Source organism: Mesorhizobium sp. W050 (assembly GCF_054719535.1).
In genome coordinates this window covers 3,686,990-3,705,157 of record NZ_JBTTIH010000001.1, presented here as the reverse complement: position 1 = coordinate 3,705,157, position 18,168 = coordinate 3,686,990, and the positions used below count along the sequence as shown (strand labels likewise).

Annotated in this window: 10 protein-coding genes and 1 pseudogene; all 11 read left to right on the top strand. The window is 63.2% G+C overall.

From position 1 onward, the window contains the following. Positions 1-67 precede the first annotated feature (67 nt). On the top strand, positions 68-1,045 hold the full coding sequence (locus tag ACYG9Y_RS18105) for a sugar ABC transporter substrate-binding protein (protein WP_084014307.1): 978 nt from the start codon (positions 68-70) through the stop codon (positions 1,043-1,045). A gap of 150 nt (positions 1,046-1,195) precedes the next feature. Further along, the gene (locus ACYG9Y_RS18100; RefSeq protein WP_023670725.1) at positions 1,196-2,257 is read left to right on the top strand and encodes an ABC transporter permease; all 1,062 of its coding nucleotides are present in this window, start codon (positions 1,196-1,198) and stop codon (positions 2,255-2,257) included. After that, on the top strand, positions 2,254-3,036 hold the full coding sequence (locus tag ACYG9Y_RS18095; RefSeq protein ID WP_023670726.1) for an ATP-binding cassette domain-containing protein: 783 nt from the start codon (positions 2,254-2,256) through the stop codon (positions 3,034-3,036). Before ACYG9Y_RS18100 ends, ACYG9Y_RS18095 begins: the two co-directional genes overlap by 4 nt. Before the next feature lie 140 nt (positions 3,037-3,176). Next, entirely contained in the window at positions 3,177-5,639 is a 2,463-nt protein-coding gene (locus tag ACYG9Y_RS18090; RefSeq protein WP_023738522.1) for a glycogen/starch/alpha-glucan phosphorylase, read from the top strand. Between the two features lie 70 nt (positions 5,640-5,709). Then, complete coding sequence (gene glgB, locus ACYG9Y_RS18085; RefSeq protein ID WP_023738523.1) at positions 5,710-7,923, top strand: 1,4-alpha-glucan branching protein GlgB; 2,214 nt, start codon at positions 5,710-5,712, stop codon at positions 7,921-7,923. A gap of 83 nt (positions 7,924-8,006) precedes the next feature. Further along, on the top strand, positions 8,007-9,272 hold the full coding sequence (gene glgC / locus ACYG9Y_RS18080; RefSeq protein WP_023715696.1) for a glucose-1-phosphate adenylyltransferase: 1,266 nt from the start codon (positions 8,007-8,009) through the stop codon (positions 9,270-9,272). 19 nt (positions 9,273-9,291) lie between these two features. Then, the gene (glgA, locus tag ACYG9Y_RS18075) at positions 9,292-10,737 is read left to right on the top strand and encodes a glycogen synthase GlgA (protein ID WP_023692759.1); all 1,446 of its coding nucleotides are present in this window, start codon (positions 9,292-9,294) and stop codon (positions 10,735-10,737) included. A 3-nt stretch (positions 10,738-10,740) separates the two neighbouring features. Then, positions 10,741-12,369 carry an alpha-D-glucose phosphate-specific phosphoglucomutase gene (locus tag ACYG9Y_RS18070; protein ID WP_023684576.1) on the top strand — a complete coding sequence of 543 codons (1,629 nt, stop codon included), beginning with the start codon at positions 10,741-10,743 and terminating at the stop codon, positions 12,367-12,369. 157 nt (positions 12,370-12,526) lie between these two features. Then, positions 12,527-14,527, top strand: a complete 2,001-nt coding sequence (glgX, locus tag ACYG9Y_RS18065) for a glycogen debranching protein GlgX (RefSeq protein WP_023738524.1) — start codon at positions 12,527-12,529, stop codon at positions 14,525-14,527. Continuing rightward, complete coding sequence (gene bglA / locus ACYG9Y_RS18060; RefSeq protein WP_023738525.1) at positions 14,527-16,176, top strand: beta-galactosidase BglA; 1,650 nt, start codon at positions 14,527-14,529, stop codon at positions 16,174-16,176. Before glgX ends, bglA begins: the two co-directional genes overlap by 1 nt. Before the next feature lie 422 nt (positions 16,177-16,598). Beyond that, a pseudogene (locus ACYG9Y_RS18055) lies at positions 16,599-17,966 on the top strand (peptide ABC transporter substrate-binding protein); the annotation flags it as partial. Between the last annotated feature and the right edge of the window lie 202 nt (positions 17,967-18,168).

Here is an 18,168-nt window from a genome sequence, read left to right as displayed (position 1 = left end):
TGGGAGGAAGATCGTGACCAAAGCATTATTGAAGTCCACCGTGTTCGCCGCGGCAGGCCTCGGCCTGATGGCGTTTGCTTCGACAGCATCGGCCGCCGGCGTCGGCGCCTGCCTGATCACCAAGACCGACACCAACCCCTTCTTCGTCAAGATGAAGGAGGGCGCGACCGCCAAGGCCAAGGAACTTGGCGTCGACCTCAAGACCTATGCCGGCAAGATCGACGGCGACAGCGAGAGCCAGGTGGCGGCGGTCGAAAGCTGCATCGCCGACGGCGCCAAGGGCATCCTGATCACCGCGTCCGACACCAAGGGCATCGTGCCGACGGTGAAGAAGGCGCGTGACGCCGGCCTGCTGGTGATCGCGCTCGATACCCCGCTGGACCCGATCGATGCCGCCGACGCGACCTTCGCGACGGACAATCTGGAAGCCGGCAAGCTGATCGGCGCCTGGGCAGCCGCGACCCTCGGCGACAAGGCCAAGGACGCCAAGATCGGTTTCCTCGACCTGACCCCCTCACAGCCGACCGTGGATGTGCTGCGCGACCAGGGCTTCATGATGGGCTTCGGCATCGACGTGAAGGATCCCAACAAGATCGGCGATGAGGACGATGCCCGCATCGTCGGCCACGACGTCACCAACGGCAATGAAGAAGGCGGCCGCAAGGCGATGGAAAACCTTCTGCAGAAGGACAACTCCATCACCGTCATCCACACCATCAACGAGCCCGCCGCTGTCGGCGCCTACCAGGCGCTCAAGGCGGTCGGTCTCGAAAGCCAGGTGCTGATCGTCTCGGTCGATGGCGGCTGCCCCGGCGTGAAGTCGGTGACCGAAGGCGTCATTGGCGCCACCTCGCAGCAATACCCGCTGCAGATGGCGGCACTCGGCATCGAGGCGATCGCCGCCTTCGCCAAGGACGGCGCCAAGCCGAAGCCGACCGAAGGCAAGAACTTCTTCGACACCGGCGTCAACCTCGTCACCGACAAGCCGGCCAATGGCGTGAAGTCGATCGACACCAAGGAAGGCCTCGCCAAGTGCTGGGGCTGATGGCTGCCTGACAGCCAGCGGCAAGCTGACGGCCGGGGGCTTGATCCCCGGCCGCTTCGGGTGGACGATGCGTCACGCGAATAATCCCGGCAGCAGACCGGACAGGCGCGAGCGGGTATCGGCATGGAGCTGAAGCCCAGGGGAGGAAACATGGCTCAAGCACAGGAATTCGAGAAGGTTCTCTCGAGCAGCGACACAAGCGTTGCCGCCTTTGACGAGCACAAATCGGCCGTCAAGCGCATCCAGCATTTCCTGCACTCCACGCCGGCGGCGGTGCCGCTGATTGTGCTGGTCCTGTCGATCGTAATTTTCGGCATCGCCATTGGCGGGCGTTTCTTCTCATCCTATACGCTGACGCTGATCCTGCAGCAGATCGCCATCGTCGGCATCCTCGGTGCCGCGCAGACACTGGTCATCCTGACCGCCGGCATCGACCTGTCGATCGGCGTGATCATGGTGATTTCAGCCGTGATCATGGGCAATTGCGCGGTCAGCTACGGCATGCCGGCCGTGCTCGCAGTGCCCATCGGGCTTGCCGCCGGCGCAGCCTGCGGCCTGCTCAACGGTTTGCTGGTCGCCTACATGAAGCTGCCGCCGTTCATCGTCACGCTCGGCACCTGGAACATCGTCATGGCGACGAACTTCATCTATTCGGCTAATGAGACGATCCGCGATACCGACGTCGACGCCCAGGCGCCGCTGCTGCATCTCTTTGCCCTGAGTTTCAAGATCGGCACGGCGGTGCTCACACTGGGCGTCATCGCCACGGTCGTGCTCGTTTTGATCCTCTGGTACGTGCTCAATCACACCGCCTGGGGCCGCCATGTCTACGCCGTTGGCGATGATCAGGAGGCGGCGAAGCTGTCTGGTATCCAGACCAAGAAGGTGTTGATGACGGTCTACACCCTTGCCGGGTTGATCGCCGCTTTCGCTGCCTGGGTTTCCATCGGCCGCAACGGCTCGATCTCGCCGTCAGCCGCCGTCACCGACTACAACCTGCAGGCGATAACCGCGACGGTGATCGGCGGCATTTCACTGTTCGGCGGGCGCGGCTCAATTCTGGGCACGCTTTTCGGCGCGATGATCGTCGGCGTCGTCTCGATGGGCCTCAACATGCTGGGCGCCGATCCGCAATGGAAGGTGCTGCTCACCGGTGTGCTGATCATCGGCGCCGTGGCGATCGACCAATGGATCAGAAAGGTTTCGGCATGACCGTGGAACCCATCCTCACCGCGCGCGGCCTGATCAAGCGCTATGGCCGTGTCACCGCCCTCGACAATGCCGACTTCGACCTCTACCCCGGCGAAATCCTGGCCGTCATCGGAGACAATGGCGCCGGCAAATCATCGCTGATCAAGGCGATTTCCGGCGCCGCCGTGCCCGACGAAGGCGAGATCCGTCTTGAAGGCAAGGCTGTCGCTTTTAAATCGCCCATGGAGGCGCGCGAGGCGGGCATCGAGACGGTCTACCAAAACCTGGCTTTGTCGCCGGCCCTGTCGATCGCCGACAACATGTTCCTCGGCCGCGAGATCCGCAAACCCGGCTTCCTCGGCGACTGGCTTCGCATGCTGGACCGGCCGGCAATGGAAAAGCGCGCCCGCGACAAGCTGACCGAGCTTGGCCTGATGACCATCCAGAACATCAGCCAGGCGGTGGAAACGCTGTCGGGCGGCCAGCGTCAGGGCGTTGCGGTGGCGCGCGCCGCTGCTTTCGGCAGCCGCGTGGTGATCATGGACGAGCCGACCGCGGCACTCGGCGTCAAGGAGAGCCGCCGCGTGCTGGAACTGATCCTCGACGTCAAGAAACGAGGCCTGCCGATCGTGCTGATCTCGCACAACATGCCGCATGTCTTCGAGGTTGCCGACCGCATTCATATCCATCGGCTCGGCCGCCGTCTCTGCGTCATCGATCCCAAGCAATATACCATGTCCGACGCCGTCGCCTTCATGACGGGAGCGAAGGTTCCGCCGGAGGCTGCACTCGCTGCCTGATCCGCTCGACGGATAAATTGCCGCAGGGGAACTGGCGGCATGCGGGTCTAAATCGATTGAACGTATGTTGCGATGCACTAGGATAGGCTGGGACTGAGAGCGAAAGCCGGTATGATCGCAGCACGATCACGAGAGGCAGTATGACGCGAACAATGACAGCCAAAGCCCCCGATCTCGAAATACCCGATCCCAAGACGCTGGCCGACGAAGTCTTGCTGGCTCTCAAATACCGGGTCGGCAAAGGCACGTCCGTTGCTACGCAATATGATTGGCTGACCGCCTCGATCAAGGTCGTGCGCGACCGCATCGTCGATCACTGGATGCAGGCGACGCAGGAGGCCTACGCCCAGCAGGAAAAGCGCGTCTATTACCTGTCGCTCGAATTCCTCATCGGCCGGCTGATGCGCGATGCCTTCTCCAATCTCGGCCTGATGGACAATATGCGAGAAGCGCTCAAGTCGCTGGGCGTCGACCTGGACCTCATCGCCGGGCTCGAACCGGATGCGGCGCTCGGCAATGGCGGTCTTGGCCGGCTCGCCGCCTGCTTCATGGAAAGCATGGCGACCGTCGACATTCCGGCCCACGGCTACGGCATTCGCTACGCCAACGGTATGTTCCGCCAGGAGATCCATGACGGCTGGCAGGTCGAACTGCCCGAAACCTGGCTCGACCACGGCAACCCCTGGGAGTTCGAGCGGCGGGAGCGTGCCTTCGAGGTCGGCTTCGGCGGCTCGGTGGAATCGATCACCTCCAAGGATGGCCGGCTCGAGCGTCACGTCTGGAAGCCGACCGAGCATGTCCAGGCCGTCGCCTACGACACCCCGGTGGTCGGCTGGCGCGCCAACCGCGTCAACACGCTGCGGCTTTGGTCCGGCATGCCGGTCGATCCGATCCTGCTCGACAAGTTCAACGCCGGCGACCACATCGGCGCGCTGGCCGAAAGCAACAAGGCCGATGCCTTGTCGCGCGTGCTTTACCCCGCCGATTCCCACAAGGCCGGCCAGGAACTGCGGCTGCGGCAGGAATATTTCTTCTCCACCGCGTCGCTGCAGGACATCGTCCAGCGCCATCTCAGCCAGTATGGCGATCTCGCCTCGCTGCCCGACAAGGCGGCGATCCATCTCAACGACACCCATCCGGCGATCGCCGTGCCGGAGCTGATGCGCCTGCTGATGGACGTCCATGGCATGGATTTCGACCAGGCCTGGGATATTACCAAGCGCACCTTCGGCTACACCAATCACACGCTGCTACCGGAGGCGCTGGAAAGCTGGCCGGTGCCGCTGTTCGAACGGCTTTTGCCGCGCCATATGCAGATCGTCTACGCCATCAATGCGCAGGTTTTGCTTGAGGCCCGCGCCACCAACCAGTTTTCCAATGAGCAGATCAGCCGCATCTCGCTGATCCAGGAAAATGGCGACCGCCGCGTGCGCATGGGTAACCTGGCCTTTGTCGGCTCGCACTCGATCAATGGCGTGTCGGCGTTGCACACCGAGCTGATGAAGGAGACGGTGTTTGCCGATCTCCACAAGCTCTATCCCGATCGCATCAACAACAAGACCAACGGAATCACGCCACGCCGCTGGCTGATCCAGTGCAATCCAGGCCTCACCGCGCTCGCCCGCGCGGCGATCGGGGACCGTTTCCTCGACGACATCGACGCCATCAAGGGGCTCGAAGCCTTTGCCGGTGACGCCGCCTTCCGCGACAAGTTCGCCGCCGTCAAGCGCTCCAACAAGATCAAGCTCGCCAATCTGGTCGCCGACCGGCTCGGCATCAAGCTCGACCCGTCGGCGCTGTTCGACATCCAGGTCAAGCGCATCCACGAATACAAGCGCCAGCTGCTCAACATTCTGGAAGCGATCGCGCTCTACGACCAGATCCGCTCGCATCCCGAACAGGACTGGATGCCGCGCGTCAAATTCTTCGGCGGCAAAGCGGCGCCCAGCTACCACAATGCCAAGCTGATCATCAAACTGGCCAACGACGTTGCCAAGGTCATCAACAGCGACCCGTCGGTGCGCGGCCTGCTGAAAGTGGTGTTCGTGCCGAACTACAATGTCAGCCTGGCCGAGGTGATGATGCCGGCCGCCGACCTGTCCGAGCAGATTTCGACTGCCGGCATGGAGGCGTCGGGCACCGGCAACATGAAGTTCGCGCTGAACGGCGCCTTGACCATAGGCACGCTCGACGGCGCCAATGTCGAGATCAGGGAATGCGTCGGCGACGACAACATCTTCATCTTCGGCCTGAGCACGGCGGAAGTCGCCGAGCGGCGCAGCAATGGCTACAACCCGCGCGCCGTGATCGAGGTCTCCCCTGAATTGGCGCAGGCTGTTGCCGCAGTATCGTCGGGCGTGTTCTCGCCCGACCAGCCGGATCGCTACCGCGAGCTGGTCGACGGTCTCTACAACAGCGACTGGTTCATGGTGGCGGCGGATTTCGACGCCTATGCCGCCGCCCAGCGCGATGTCGACGCCGTCTGGCGCAACAGCCCCGATTGGTACGCGCGCGCTATCCGCAACGTTGCCCGCGTCGGCTGGTTCTCTTCCGATCGCACGATCCGCCAATATGCGAAAGAAATCTGGAACGTGCCCGCCTGATATGATTGCATGAGGCCACGACAATGGGTCTTGTGCACAAGAACTGGTTCCCAGGGAGGGACACCGCCTGATGAAGAAACCGCGCGCGACCGCGACGACGAGCGGGTCGGACGGGCTGGCGTCAGCCGGCGATGTCGCCGCAATTGTTGCAGGCACGCATGGCGATCCTTTTGCAATCCTGGGCGTGCATGATGCCGGCAAGAGCCTGGTTGCCCGCTGCTTCGTCCCCAATGCCGAGTTCGTCACCGCATACACGCTGGCCGGCAAGAACGCCGGCGAACTCACGCGGCGCGACGACGCCGGTTTCTTCGAAGGCAGACTGTCGATCAAGAAGCGTCAGCCGCTGCGCTATCACGCCAAAAATGCCGGCGGCGACTGGTGGCTGACCGATCCCTATTCCTTCGGCCCGGTGCTCGGCCCGATGGACGACTACTATATCGCGCAAGGGTCGCACCTCAGGCTGTTCGACAAGCTCGGCGCCCATCTCCTCGACCATGAAGGCGCGTCGGGCGTCCATTTCGCGGTCTGGGCGCCCAATGCAAGGCGCGTCTCCGTGGTCGGCGACTTCAACGAATGGGACGGCCGCCGCCATACGATGCGCGACCGCCGCGACACCGGCATCTGGGAGCTGTTCATTCCCGATATCGGCGCCGGCCACCCCTATAAATACGAGATCATTGCCCCGGACGGCGTGCGCCTGCCGCTCAAGGCCGATCCGTTCGCCTTCAAGTCGGAATTGCGCCCGGCCACAGCCTCAGTGACGGCGGTGCCGCCGGCGCATGAATGGGGCGACGAGGCGCATCGCGCTTACTGGCGAAAGGCCGATCCCCGGCGCGAAGCCATATCGATCTACGAGGTCCATGCCGGTTCGTGGCAGCAGCACGATGATGGCAGCTTCCTGTCATGGGACGAACTCGCCAACCAGCTGATCCCCTATGCTGTCGAGACCGGCTTCACCCACATCGAGTTCCTGCCGATCTCCGAACATCCCTATGACCCGTCATGGGGTTATCAGACAACCGGACTTTATGCCCCCTCGGCGCGCTTCGGCGACCCCGACGGCTTCGCCCGTTTCGTCGACGGTGCGCACCGCGCCGGCGTCGGCGTCATCCTCGACTGGGTGCCGGCGCATTTCCCGGTCGACGCGCATGGCCTGGCCAATTTCGACGGCACAGCACTTTATGAGCATGCCGACCCGCGCAAGGGTTTTCATCCCGACTGGAACACCGCGATCTACAATTTCGGCCGCCGCGAGGTGGTGTCGTTCCTGGTCAACAATGCGCTGTTCTGGGCCGAGAAATACCATGTCGACGGTTTGCGCGTGGATGCAGTGGCCTCGATGCTCTACCTCGATTATTCGCGCAAGGCCGGCGAGTGGATCCCCAACGAGAAGGGCGGCCGCGAAAACCTCGAAGCGGTGTCCTTCCTGCAGAAGATGAACAAGGAGGTCTACGGCCACCATCCCGGCGTGATGACCATCGCCGAGGAATCGACCTCATGGCCGAAGGTCTCGGCGCCGGTGCATGAAGGCGGGCTGGGCTTCGGCTTCAAATGGAACATGGGCTTTATGCACGACACGCTGGAGTATTTCGCCAAGGAGCCGATCTTCCGCAAACATCACCACAACGACCTGACCTTCGGCCTTACCTACGCCTTCTCCGAGAATTTCGTGCTGCCGCTGTCCCATGACGAGGTCGTGCACGGCAAGGGCACGCTGCTCGGCAAGATGGCCGGCGACGACTGGCAGAAGTTCGCGACTTTGCGCGCCTTCTATGCCTTCATGTGGGGGTATCCCGGCAAGAAGCTGTTGTTCATGGGCCAGGAATTCGCCCAGCGCCGCGAGTGGAGCGAGGCGCGTGCGCTCGACTGGAACCTGCTCGACTTCCACCCGCATCGCGGCGTCTGGCAGACGGTGCGCGATCTCAACTATCTGTATCGCTCGCGCCCGGCGCTACATGCGCGCGACTGCGAGCCGGACGGCTTCTCCTGGCTGATCGTCGACGACAAGGAAAACTCGGTCTTCGCCTGGCTGCGCAACGCGCCCGGCGGCAACCCGATCGCCGTCATTTCCAACTTCACGCCAGTGCCGCGCGACAATTATCGCGTGCCATTGCCCAAGGTCGGCAAATGGCGCGAAATCATCAACACCGACGCTTCGGACTACGGTGGTTCGGGCAAGGGCAATGGCGGTGTGGTCGAAGCCAGGGCGGAAGGAGGAGGCATTTCGGCAACGATGCTTTTGCCGCCGCTGTCGACGATCATGCTTGAACTCGTTGCGGACTAGGTCCGTCAACTCGTTACGGATTAGGTCCGTCGACTCGTTGCGGACCGGGCGATGCTCCAGACTGGTAATTTGGGAGGGTAAAAATGGCAGACTTGAAGAGAACCCAGCCGCTGGCGCGCGATGCCATGGCCTATGTGCTGGCCGGCGGCCGCGGCAGCCGGCTCAAGGAATTGACCGACCGCAGGGCCAAGCCGGCTGTCTATTTCGGCGGCAAGACGCGCATCATCGATTTCGCGCTGTCCAATGCGCTGAATTCCGGCATCCGCCGCCTCGGTGTCGCCACCCAGTACAAGGCGCATTCGCTGATCCGCCACCTGCAGCGCGGCTGGAACTTCCTGCGGCCGGAGCGAAACGAAAGCTTCGACATCCTGCCGGCCAGCCAGCGTGTCTCGGAAACGCAGTGGTATGAAGGCACCGCCGACGCCGTCTACCAGAACATCGATATTATCGAAGCCTATGGCCCCGAATACATGGTCATCCTCGCCGGCGACCACATCTACAAGATGGACTACGAGCTGATGCTGCGTCAGCACGTCGACGCCAATGCCGACGTCACTGTCGGTTGCCTTGAAGTGCCGCGCTTGGAAGCGACCGGCTTCGGTGTCATGCATGTCGACGGCAAGGACAACATCATCGCCTTCGTCGAAAAGCCCGCCGACCCGCCCGGCATTCCCGACAAGCCGGAATTCGCGCTGGCTTCGATGGGCATCTATGTCTTCAAGACCAAGTTCCTGATGGAGCAGCTGCGCCGCGATGCCGCCGAGCCGGGTTCAAGCCGCGACTTCGGCAAGGACATCATCCCCTACATCGTACAGCACGGTAAGGCGATCGCGCACCGTTTCGCCAAATCCTGCGTGCGCTCGACGGCCGAGAACGAGGCCTATTGGCGCGATGTCGGCACGGTCGACGCCTACTGGGAAGCCAATATCGACCTGACCGACATCACTCCCGAACTCGACCTCTACGACCGCGACTGGCCGATCTGGACCTATGCCGAATTGAAGCCGCCGGCAAAGTTCGTGCATGACGAGGATGGCCGGCGCGGTTCGGCCGTCTCCTCGCTGGTCTCAGGCGATTGCATCGTCTCGGGTGCTTCGCTGAAGCGCAGCCTGATCTTCACCGGCGCGCGCATCAACTCCTATTCGACGCTGGAAGAGGTCGTCATGCTGCCCGACGTTCATGTCGGCCGGAACGCAAAGTTGAAGCGCGTCGTCATCGACCACGGTGTAAGGATACCGGAAGGGCTGGTGGTTGGCGAAGACCCTGTTCTCGACGCCAAGCGTTTCCGGGTTTCGGAAAAGGGCATCTGCCTGGTCACGCAGGACATGATCGACAAGCTGAAGCTGTAAGACGGGGTACCATAAACGCATGCAGGTTCTGTCGGTCACGCCCGAGATATTCCCGCTGATCAAGACCGGCGGACTTGCCGATGTGACCGGTGCATTGCCGATCGCGCTGGCCGCCAAGGGCGTGACCATGCGCACGCTCATCCCCGGCTTTCCCCAGGTGATGGACGCCTTCAAGAAAAAGAAGGCTGTCTACCAATACCCGCTGCTGCAGGGCGGCAAGGCTTCGGTCCATGCCGTCAAGATCGCCGGGCTCGACCTGTTCGTGCTCGACGCGCCGCATCTCTACGACCGTCCCGGCGGCCCTTACGGCAATGCGGCCGGCGCCGATTGGCCCGACAACTGGCGGCGTTTTGCTGCGCTGAGCCAGGTCGGTGGCGATATCGCCGGCGGCGCCATTTCCGGCTACCAGCCGGATCTCGTCCACGCCCATGACTGGCAGTCGGCGATGACGCTGGCCTATATGCGCTACGGCAAGGCGGTCGGCGTGCCGTCGCTGATCACGGTTCACAACCTTGCCTTCCAGGGTCAGTTCGGCGCCGGCATTTTTGGCGAGCTCGGCTTGCCGGCCGCGGCGATGGCGCTCGACGGCGTAGAATACTATGGCGGCGTCGGCTTCCTCAAGGCCGGCCTGCAGGCGGCCTGGGCGATCACCACGGTGAGCCCCACCTATGCCCAGGAAATCCGCTCGCCGGAATTCGGCATGGGCCTCGACGGCCTGATCAACATGCGCTCTTCCGACCTCTACGGCATCGTCAACGGCATCGACACCGACATCTGGAACCCGGAGACCGACAAGCATCTGGTGTCGGCCTACTCCGCCGCGACGCTCAAGGCTCGGCTTCCCAACCGGGCGGTTGTCGAGGACCGCTTCAGCCTCGAGCGCGACGACAGTCCGATCGTCTGCGTCGTCAGCCGGCTGACCTGGCAGAAGGGCATGGACATACTGGCGGCTGTGGTCGACGGCGTCGTCGCCACCGGCGCGCGGCTGGCGATCCTCGGCTCAGGCGACGCCGGCCTGGAAGGCGCGCTGCTGGCTGCCACCGCCCGCCATCGCGGCCGTGTCGGCGTCGTCGTCGGCTATGACGAGGGGCTTTCCCACACCATGCAGGGCGGCTGCGACGCCATCGTCATCCCGTCGCGCTTCGAGCCTTGCGGGCTGACCCAGCTTTACGGCCTACGCTATGGCTGCGTGCCGGTCGTCGCCCGCACCGGCGGCCTTGCCGACACCATCATCGACGCCAATGAAGCAGCGATCTCGGCCGGTGTCGCCACCGGCTTCCAGTTCGCGCCCAATAGTGGCGGCGCCATGCTGCACGCCATCCGCCGGCTGGTCGATGCGCATTCGAGCCCGGCCGTCTGGGAACAGATCCAGCGCCAGGGCATGAAGGCCGATGTCTCCTGGGACAAGAGCGCCGACAAATACGTTGAACTCTACCGCCTGCTGCTTTCGAAAAGGGTTGCCTGAAGCATGATCCGGACCGTCGCCACCAAACCCTATCTCGACCAGAAACCCGGCACGTCCGGCCTGCGCAAGAAGGTGCCTGTCTTTCAGCAGGAGCACTATGCCGAGAACTTCATCCAGTCGATCTTCGACGCGCTGGAGGGCTTTGAGGGCAAGACGCTGGTGATCGGCGGCGACGGCCGCTTCTACAACCGCGAGGTCATCCAGAAGGCCATCGCCATGGCGGCGGCCAACGGCTTCGGCAAGGTGATGGTCGGGCAGGGCGGCATATTGTCGACGCCGGCGGCGTCGCATGTCATCCGCAAATACAAGACCTTCGGCGGCATCATCCTGTCGGCCAGTCACAATCCGGGCGGCCCGCACGAGGATTTCGGCATCAAGTACAATGCCGGCAATGGCGGCCCGGCGCCGGAAAAGCTGACCGACGCGATCTTCGAAAAGACCAAGACGATTTCGAGCTTCAAGACCGCCGACATCGACCAGATCGACATCGACAAGATCGGCACGGTGACCGCCGGCGGCATGGCGGTCGAGATTATCGACCCGGTCACCGACTATGCCGAATTGATGGAGAGCCTGTTCGACTTCGACGCCATCCGCGCCAATTTCAAATACGGCTTCCGCATGCGCTTCGACGCCATGCATGCGGTCACCGGCCCGTATGCCAAGGAAATCCTCGAGCGCCGGCTCGGCGCGGAGAATGGCACCTGCCGCAACTACAAGCCGCTGCCGGATTTTGGCGGCCATCACCCGGATCCGAACCTGGTCCACGCCAAGCATCTCTATGACGAGATGATGGGACCGGATGCGCCCGATTTCGGCGCCGCTTCCGACGGCGACGGTGACCGCAATCTCATCATCGGCAAGGGCATTTTCGTCACCCCGTCGGATTCGGTGGCGATGCTTGCCGCCAATGCGCAATTGGCGCCGGGCTACAAGGACGGCCTCAAAGGCATCGCCCGCTCGATGCCGACCAGCGGCGCTGCCGACCGCGTCGCCGAACAGCTCGGCATCGGCATCTACGAAACGCCGACCGGTTGGAAGTTCTTCGGCAATCTGCTCGATGCCGGCATGGCAACGATCTGCGGCGAGGAAAGCGCCGGCACCGGCTCGAACCATGTCCGTGAAAAGGACGGGCTGTGGGCGGTGCTGTTGTGGCTGAACATCCTGGCCGTGCGCGGCGAAAGCTGCAAGGACGTCGTCACCGAACATTGGGCGACCTACGGCCGCAATTACTATTCACGTCATGACTATGAGGAGGTCGAAACCGAGCGCGCCAACGCCCTGGTCGACGAGTTGCGCGCCAAGCTCGCTTCGCTGCCCGGCACCAGCGTGCGCGGCCTGAAGATCGCCAATGCTGACGACTTCGCCTATCACGATCCCGTCGACGGTTCGGTGAGCAAGAACCAGGGCATCCGCATCCTGTTCGAAGGCGGCTCGCGTGTCGTGTTTCGTTTGTCCGGCACCGGCACGTCGGGTGCTACGCTGCGCGTCTACATCGAGCGCTACGAGCCGGACAGAGCGCGGCATGATCTCGACACGCAAGAGGCGCTCGCTGACCTGATCGCGGCTGCCGATGATATCGCCGGGATCAAGAGCCACACCGGGCGCAACAAGCCGAGCGTGATTACTTGAGGGTGGTGACGTCTTTACCCTCCCCCTTGTGGGGAGGGTCGATCCGCGCAGCGGATCGGGTTGGGGGTGCTCGTAAAGCGCTTTCCCCGCGCCGACCCCCACCCCGCTCACTTCGTTCGCGACCCTCCCCACAAGGGGGAGGGTGGAGGATGCGCCGATGACCCAGCTCGGCGCAACGGTCACTCCCGAAGGCATCCGCTTCGCCGCCTGGTCGTCGTCCGCGCGGCGCCTGTGGGTGTCGATCTTCGACGACACCGGCGCCCGCGAAATCGACCGGCTCGAACTCCAGCCGGAAAGCGAAGGCGTCCATGCGCTGTTCGTCGCCGGCCTTGCCGCGGGTACGCGCTACGGCTTTCGCGCCGACGGCGAATATGCGCCGGAGCGCGGGCTGTGGTTCGATCCCGACAAGCTGCTCACCGATCCCTACGCTGTCGAGATAGACCGGCCCTACCAGCATCATTGGCGGCTTGCCGCCCGGCGCAACGAAGGCACCGATACCGCGCCGCTGATGCCGAAGACCGTCGCCCGCGCGCTACCCAAGCCGCTGCCGGCCAAGGCGCCTTTGTTCCAGCCGGGCGGTCTGATCTACGAACTCAATGTCCGTTCCTTCACCAGACTGCATCCGGACGTGCCCCAAGCGCAGCGCGGCACCATTGCGGCACTTGCGCATCCGGCCATCCTCGATCACCTCAGAAAGATCGGCGTCTCCGCCGTTGAGCTAATGCCCGTGACGGCATGGATCGATGAGCGCCATCTACCGCCGCTCGGCCTCAGCAACGCATGGGGCTACAACCCAGTCACCTTCATGGCGCTCGATCCGCGGCTGGCGCCGGGCGGCCTCGCCGAGTTGCGCGATACTGTGGGGGTGCTGCGCAGGGTTGGCATTGGCACCATCCTCGATCTCGTCTTCAATCATACCGGCGAAAGTGACCGGCTCGGGCCGACGCTGTCGCTGCGCGGCCTCGACAATCAAGCCTACTACCGCAGCGAGCCGGACGGCAGGTTGGCCAACGATACCGGCACCGGCAATACCATTGCCTGCGACCATCCGGTCGTTCGCGACATGGTACTCGACACGCTGCGCCATTTCGTCCGCCATGCCGGCGTCGACGGTTTCCGCTTCGACCTGACGCCGGTCCTCGGCCGCGTCGCTGGCGTATTCGATCCGGCGGCTCCGTTGCTCGAGACCATCGCAACCGATCCCATGCTTGCCGACAGGGTGCTGATTGCCGAGCCGTGGGACATCGGCCCGAATGGCTATCAGCTCGGCAATTTCCGGCCGCCTTACCTCGAATGGAACGACCGCTACCGCGACGACGTCAGGCGCTTCTGGCGCGGCGATGCCGGCGCGGTCGGTGCGCTGGCGACAAGGCTCGCCGGCTCCTCCGATGTGTTCGGCAGGGAGGGCCAATCCGCCAGCCGCACGGTCAACTTCATCGCCGCACACGATGGCATGACGCTGGCCGATATCGTCGCCTATGAAGCCAAACACAACCAGGCCAATGGCGAGAAGAACCGCGACGGCCACAATGAGAACCTGTCCTGGAACAACGGCGTCGAGGGCGAAACCTCGGACAAGGCGATTGCCGAGGCCCGTTCCCATGATCGCTTCGCGCTGCTCGCCACTCTGTTTGCCTCGCGCGGCACCATCATGCTGACGGCGGGCGATGAATTCGGCCGCACGCAAGGGGGCAACAACAACGCCTATGCGCAGGACAACGCCATCACCTGGCTCGACTGGGCCGGGCGCGACGTCGGGCTGGAAGCCCATGTGTCGGCGCTCGCAGCTCTGCGCGGCGCGGTGCCGGCGCTTTCCGATACGCGCTTCCTGACCGGAGAGCCGCCGGACGGTTCTGATGTGCCCGACGTCGCGTGGCTGACCGAGACCGGCGCGCCGCTCGGCGAAGCCGACTGGAACGATGGCTCGCGCCATCGCCTCGTCATGCTGCTCGGCGATGGCGGGGAAGGCCGCCTGGCTGTGATCGTCAATGGCGATCGCCGCCAATGCGTCTTCACGCTGCCCGCGCGGCAAGGATTTGAATGGCAGCCGGCTGTTGAAGCGCAAGCGGTCGACCTCGCGTGGCCGCTGCCCGGCCGCAGTGTCAGTTTCATGATCGAGCGCCGGACCGCAAAGGCCCGCGCCAGGAAGGGTCCGTGATGGCCGACGACAATGCCCAGCCGGGACCCGAACAGAGCGCCGACTGGTGGCGCGGCTGCGTCATCTACCAGATCTATCCTCGCTCCTTCCAGGACACCACCGGCGACGGCAGCGGCGACCTCTCAGGCATCACCTCACGGCTGGCGCACGTCGCCTCGCTCGGCGTCGACGCCGTCTGGCTGTCGCCCTTCTTCAAATCGCCAATGGCCGATATGGGCTACGACGTCTCCGACTATCAGGCGGTCGATCCGATGTTCGGCACGCTCGACGACTTTGACGCGCTGGTTGCCGAGGCGCACAGGCTCGGCCTGAAGGTGATCATCGATCAGGTGTTGTCGCACTCCTCCGACAAGCACGAATGGTTTGTAGAGAGCCGTGCCAGCAAGGATAATCCCAAGGCTGACTGGTATGTCTGGGCCGACACCAGGCCGGACGGCAACGCGCCTAACAACTGGCTGTCGGTCTTCGGCGGCCCGGCCTGGGAGTGGGACGCGACCCGCCGGCAATACTACATGCACAATTTCCTCGCCTCGCAGCCGGACCTCAACTTCCACAATCCTGAGGTCCAAGACGCGTTGTTGCAGACGGTGCGGTTCTGGCTCGAGCGCGGCGTCGACGGCTTCCGCCTGGATACGGTCAACTACTATGTCCACGACCGCTGGCTGCGCAGCAACCCGCCGCTGGCGTCGAGCGTCGCCGGCACCAACGGCGAAACCAACACCTATCTCTTCCAGGAGCACCTGTTCGACAAGACGCAACCGGAAAACCTCGATTTCCTCAGGCGCTTCCGCCCTTTGCTCGACGAATATGACGGCCGCGCCAGTGTCGGCGAGGTCGGCGACGAAGGCCGCTCGCTGCAGACGCTGGCCGCCTACACATCCGGCGGCGACAAGCTCAACATGTGCTACACCTTCGACCTGCTCGGTCAGCAATTCTCAGCCGCCCATGTGCGCGGCTGCGTCGAGGCCTTCGAGGCAGCTGTCGCCGACGGCTGGGTCTGCTGGGCGTTCTCCAACCACGATGTCGTGCGCCATGTCAGCCGCTGGACGCGGCCGGGCGGCGATCCAGATGCGGTGGCGACATTCGCTATCGCTTTGCTCTCCTGCCTGCGGGGCTCGATCTGTCTCTACCAAGGCGAAGAGCTTGGGCTGGAGGAGGCGGAACTGACCTTCGAGGATCTGCGCGATCCCGTCGGCATCCGTTTCTGGCCGGGGGTAAAGGGCAGGGACGGCTGCCGCACACCGATGGTCTGGGAAGCGGGCGCCGACAATGCCGGTTTTTCCTCGGGAAAACCCTGGCTGCCGGTGCCGGAAAGCCACCGCGCTCGGGCGGTCGATATCCAGAACGCCGACGACAAGTCCGTGCTCGCTGGCTACCGGACGATGCTCGCCTTGCGCAAGGCGCACCTGGCGCTGGTCAAGGGCCCGATCCGCTTTCTCGATACCGAGGGCGATGTTCTTGCCTTCATCCGGCAGGGCGAGGACGAGACATTGCTCTGCGTCTTCAATTTCGCCGACAACCCGGCCGACTGGCGACTGCCGCCGGATCTCCAGCCTGTCGAGGCGATCGCTCTGGGTGGCGGTGCCGTCCTGCAGGAGGAGGGGCTGTCGCTGCCGGCCCTGGGCTGGTTTGTCGGCAAGATAGGCTGATCTTTCAGGGACGCCGTCCGGCTTCAAAAAGGATCGTGTCCGTATGCAACCGTGCCGAGTGATCCGCGCAACGTCACCGGCGCCACGTTTTCCATTTTCGGGCTTCTTAGGTACTTTCGTTGAGCTTGGCCACGAACTGCATTCCTGGAATGTTTCCAGATGGTTGCGCTAATGACAACTGCTGAGGGCAAAACCCAAAATTACAGGACAACCACAAGCTGCACCCAATTGGACCTTGTAATATAGATTAGCTATGGCTGGTTTAAGGTGAGGATGCTCACTTAGCGTCAAGCAAGACTCGGTTGAAATAATATTTCCGTCTGTCTAGTCTCCTGCCACCAGCTGCCGGAACGGGAACCGGCGGCGCGCTCGAAGGGGCCAGAAATCGGTTCCGGGGCGTCAACACTCGTAAGGCGCAGCCGATGGGCAGCGCCACAGGGAGAGACTTCATGCTGAAAAATATGCTGAAGGCGACGCTTGTCGCCGCGACCATGACCTTTGCCGCAGGCACGTTCCTGACGCCGGCCCTTGCCGAGACCGTCTATAACAGAGGCAGCGCCGCCGAAGCGGAGACGGTCGATCCGCACAAGACCTCGACCGTCTACGAAGCCGATATCATACGCGACCTGTTCCAGGGACTGGTCATGCACGATCAGAAGACGAACCTCATCCCGGGCGCCGCCGAAAGCTGGACGGTATCTGATGACGGCACCGTCTACACCTTCAAGCTGCGCAAGGACGGCTTGTGGTCGGATGGCAGCCCGGTGACGGCGGACGACTTCGTCTATTCCTTCCGTAGGCTGGAGGATCCGGCGACCGCCGCCGAATACGCTTCCATGCTCTATCCCGTGAAGAACGCCGAGGAAGTCAACACCAAGAAAGGCAAGCCCGAGGACATGGGCGTCAAGGCGATCGACGCCAACACCCTGGAAGTGACGCTGAAGGCGCCGACGCCATACTTCCTGGAGATGCTGACCCACCAGGCTACCTACCCGGTCAACAAGGCCTCGATCGACAAGCTCGGCGCCGACTGGATCAAGGCGGGCAATCTCGTTTCGAACGGCGCCTATACATTGGCCGAGTGGATTCCCAACGACCACATGAAGCTGGTCAAGAATCCGAAATTCTGGGATGCCGCGACCGTCAAGATGGACGTCGTCAACTACATCCCGACCGAAGACCGCTCTTCGGCGATGAAGCGCTTCGAGGCCGGCGAACTCGACAGCTACGGCGACCTGCCGACCGAACAGCTCGCTGACCTCAAGACCAAGTTCGGCGATCAGGTCCGCGTCGGACCGTATCTCGGCACCTATTATTACGCGATCAAGACCGACAAGGCGCCCTGGGACAATGTCGAGCTGCGCAACGCCATCTCGATGGCTATCGACCGCGACTTCCTGGCCGAAAAGGTCTGGCAGAATTCCATGCTGCCTGGCTATTCGATGGTGCCTCCGGGCATCGCCGGCTACACGCCGGCAATGGCCAAATACGCCGACATGCCGCAGATCGACCGCGAGGACGCCGCCAAGAAGATCCTTGAGAAACTCGGCTATACGCCCGAGCATCCGCTGAAGATGGAGATCCGCTACAACACCTCGGAAAACCACAAGAACACCGCGGTTGCCATCCAGGAACAGTTGAAGCCGCTTGGCGTCGAGATCACGCTGCTCAACACCGATACCAAGACCCACTATTCCTTCCTCGAGCAGAAGGGCAACTACGACGTGGCGCGTGCCGCCTGGATCGCCGACTACAAGGATCCCGAGACCTTCCTCGGCATCACCCGCAAGGCCAGCGGCAACAACTATTCGAACTACGTCAGCCCGGCATATGAGGCGGCCATGGACAAGGCCGCGGCTGCCGGCGGCAAGCCGGAAGAGCGCATGAAGGACCTCACTGAGGCCGAGCGCATCCTTGTCGATGACGTCGGCAACATTCCGCTTCTCTACTACAGCTTCCACGATATCGTCTCCTCGAAGCTGCATGGCTTCG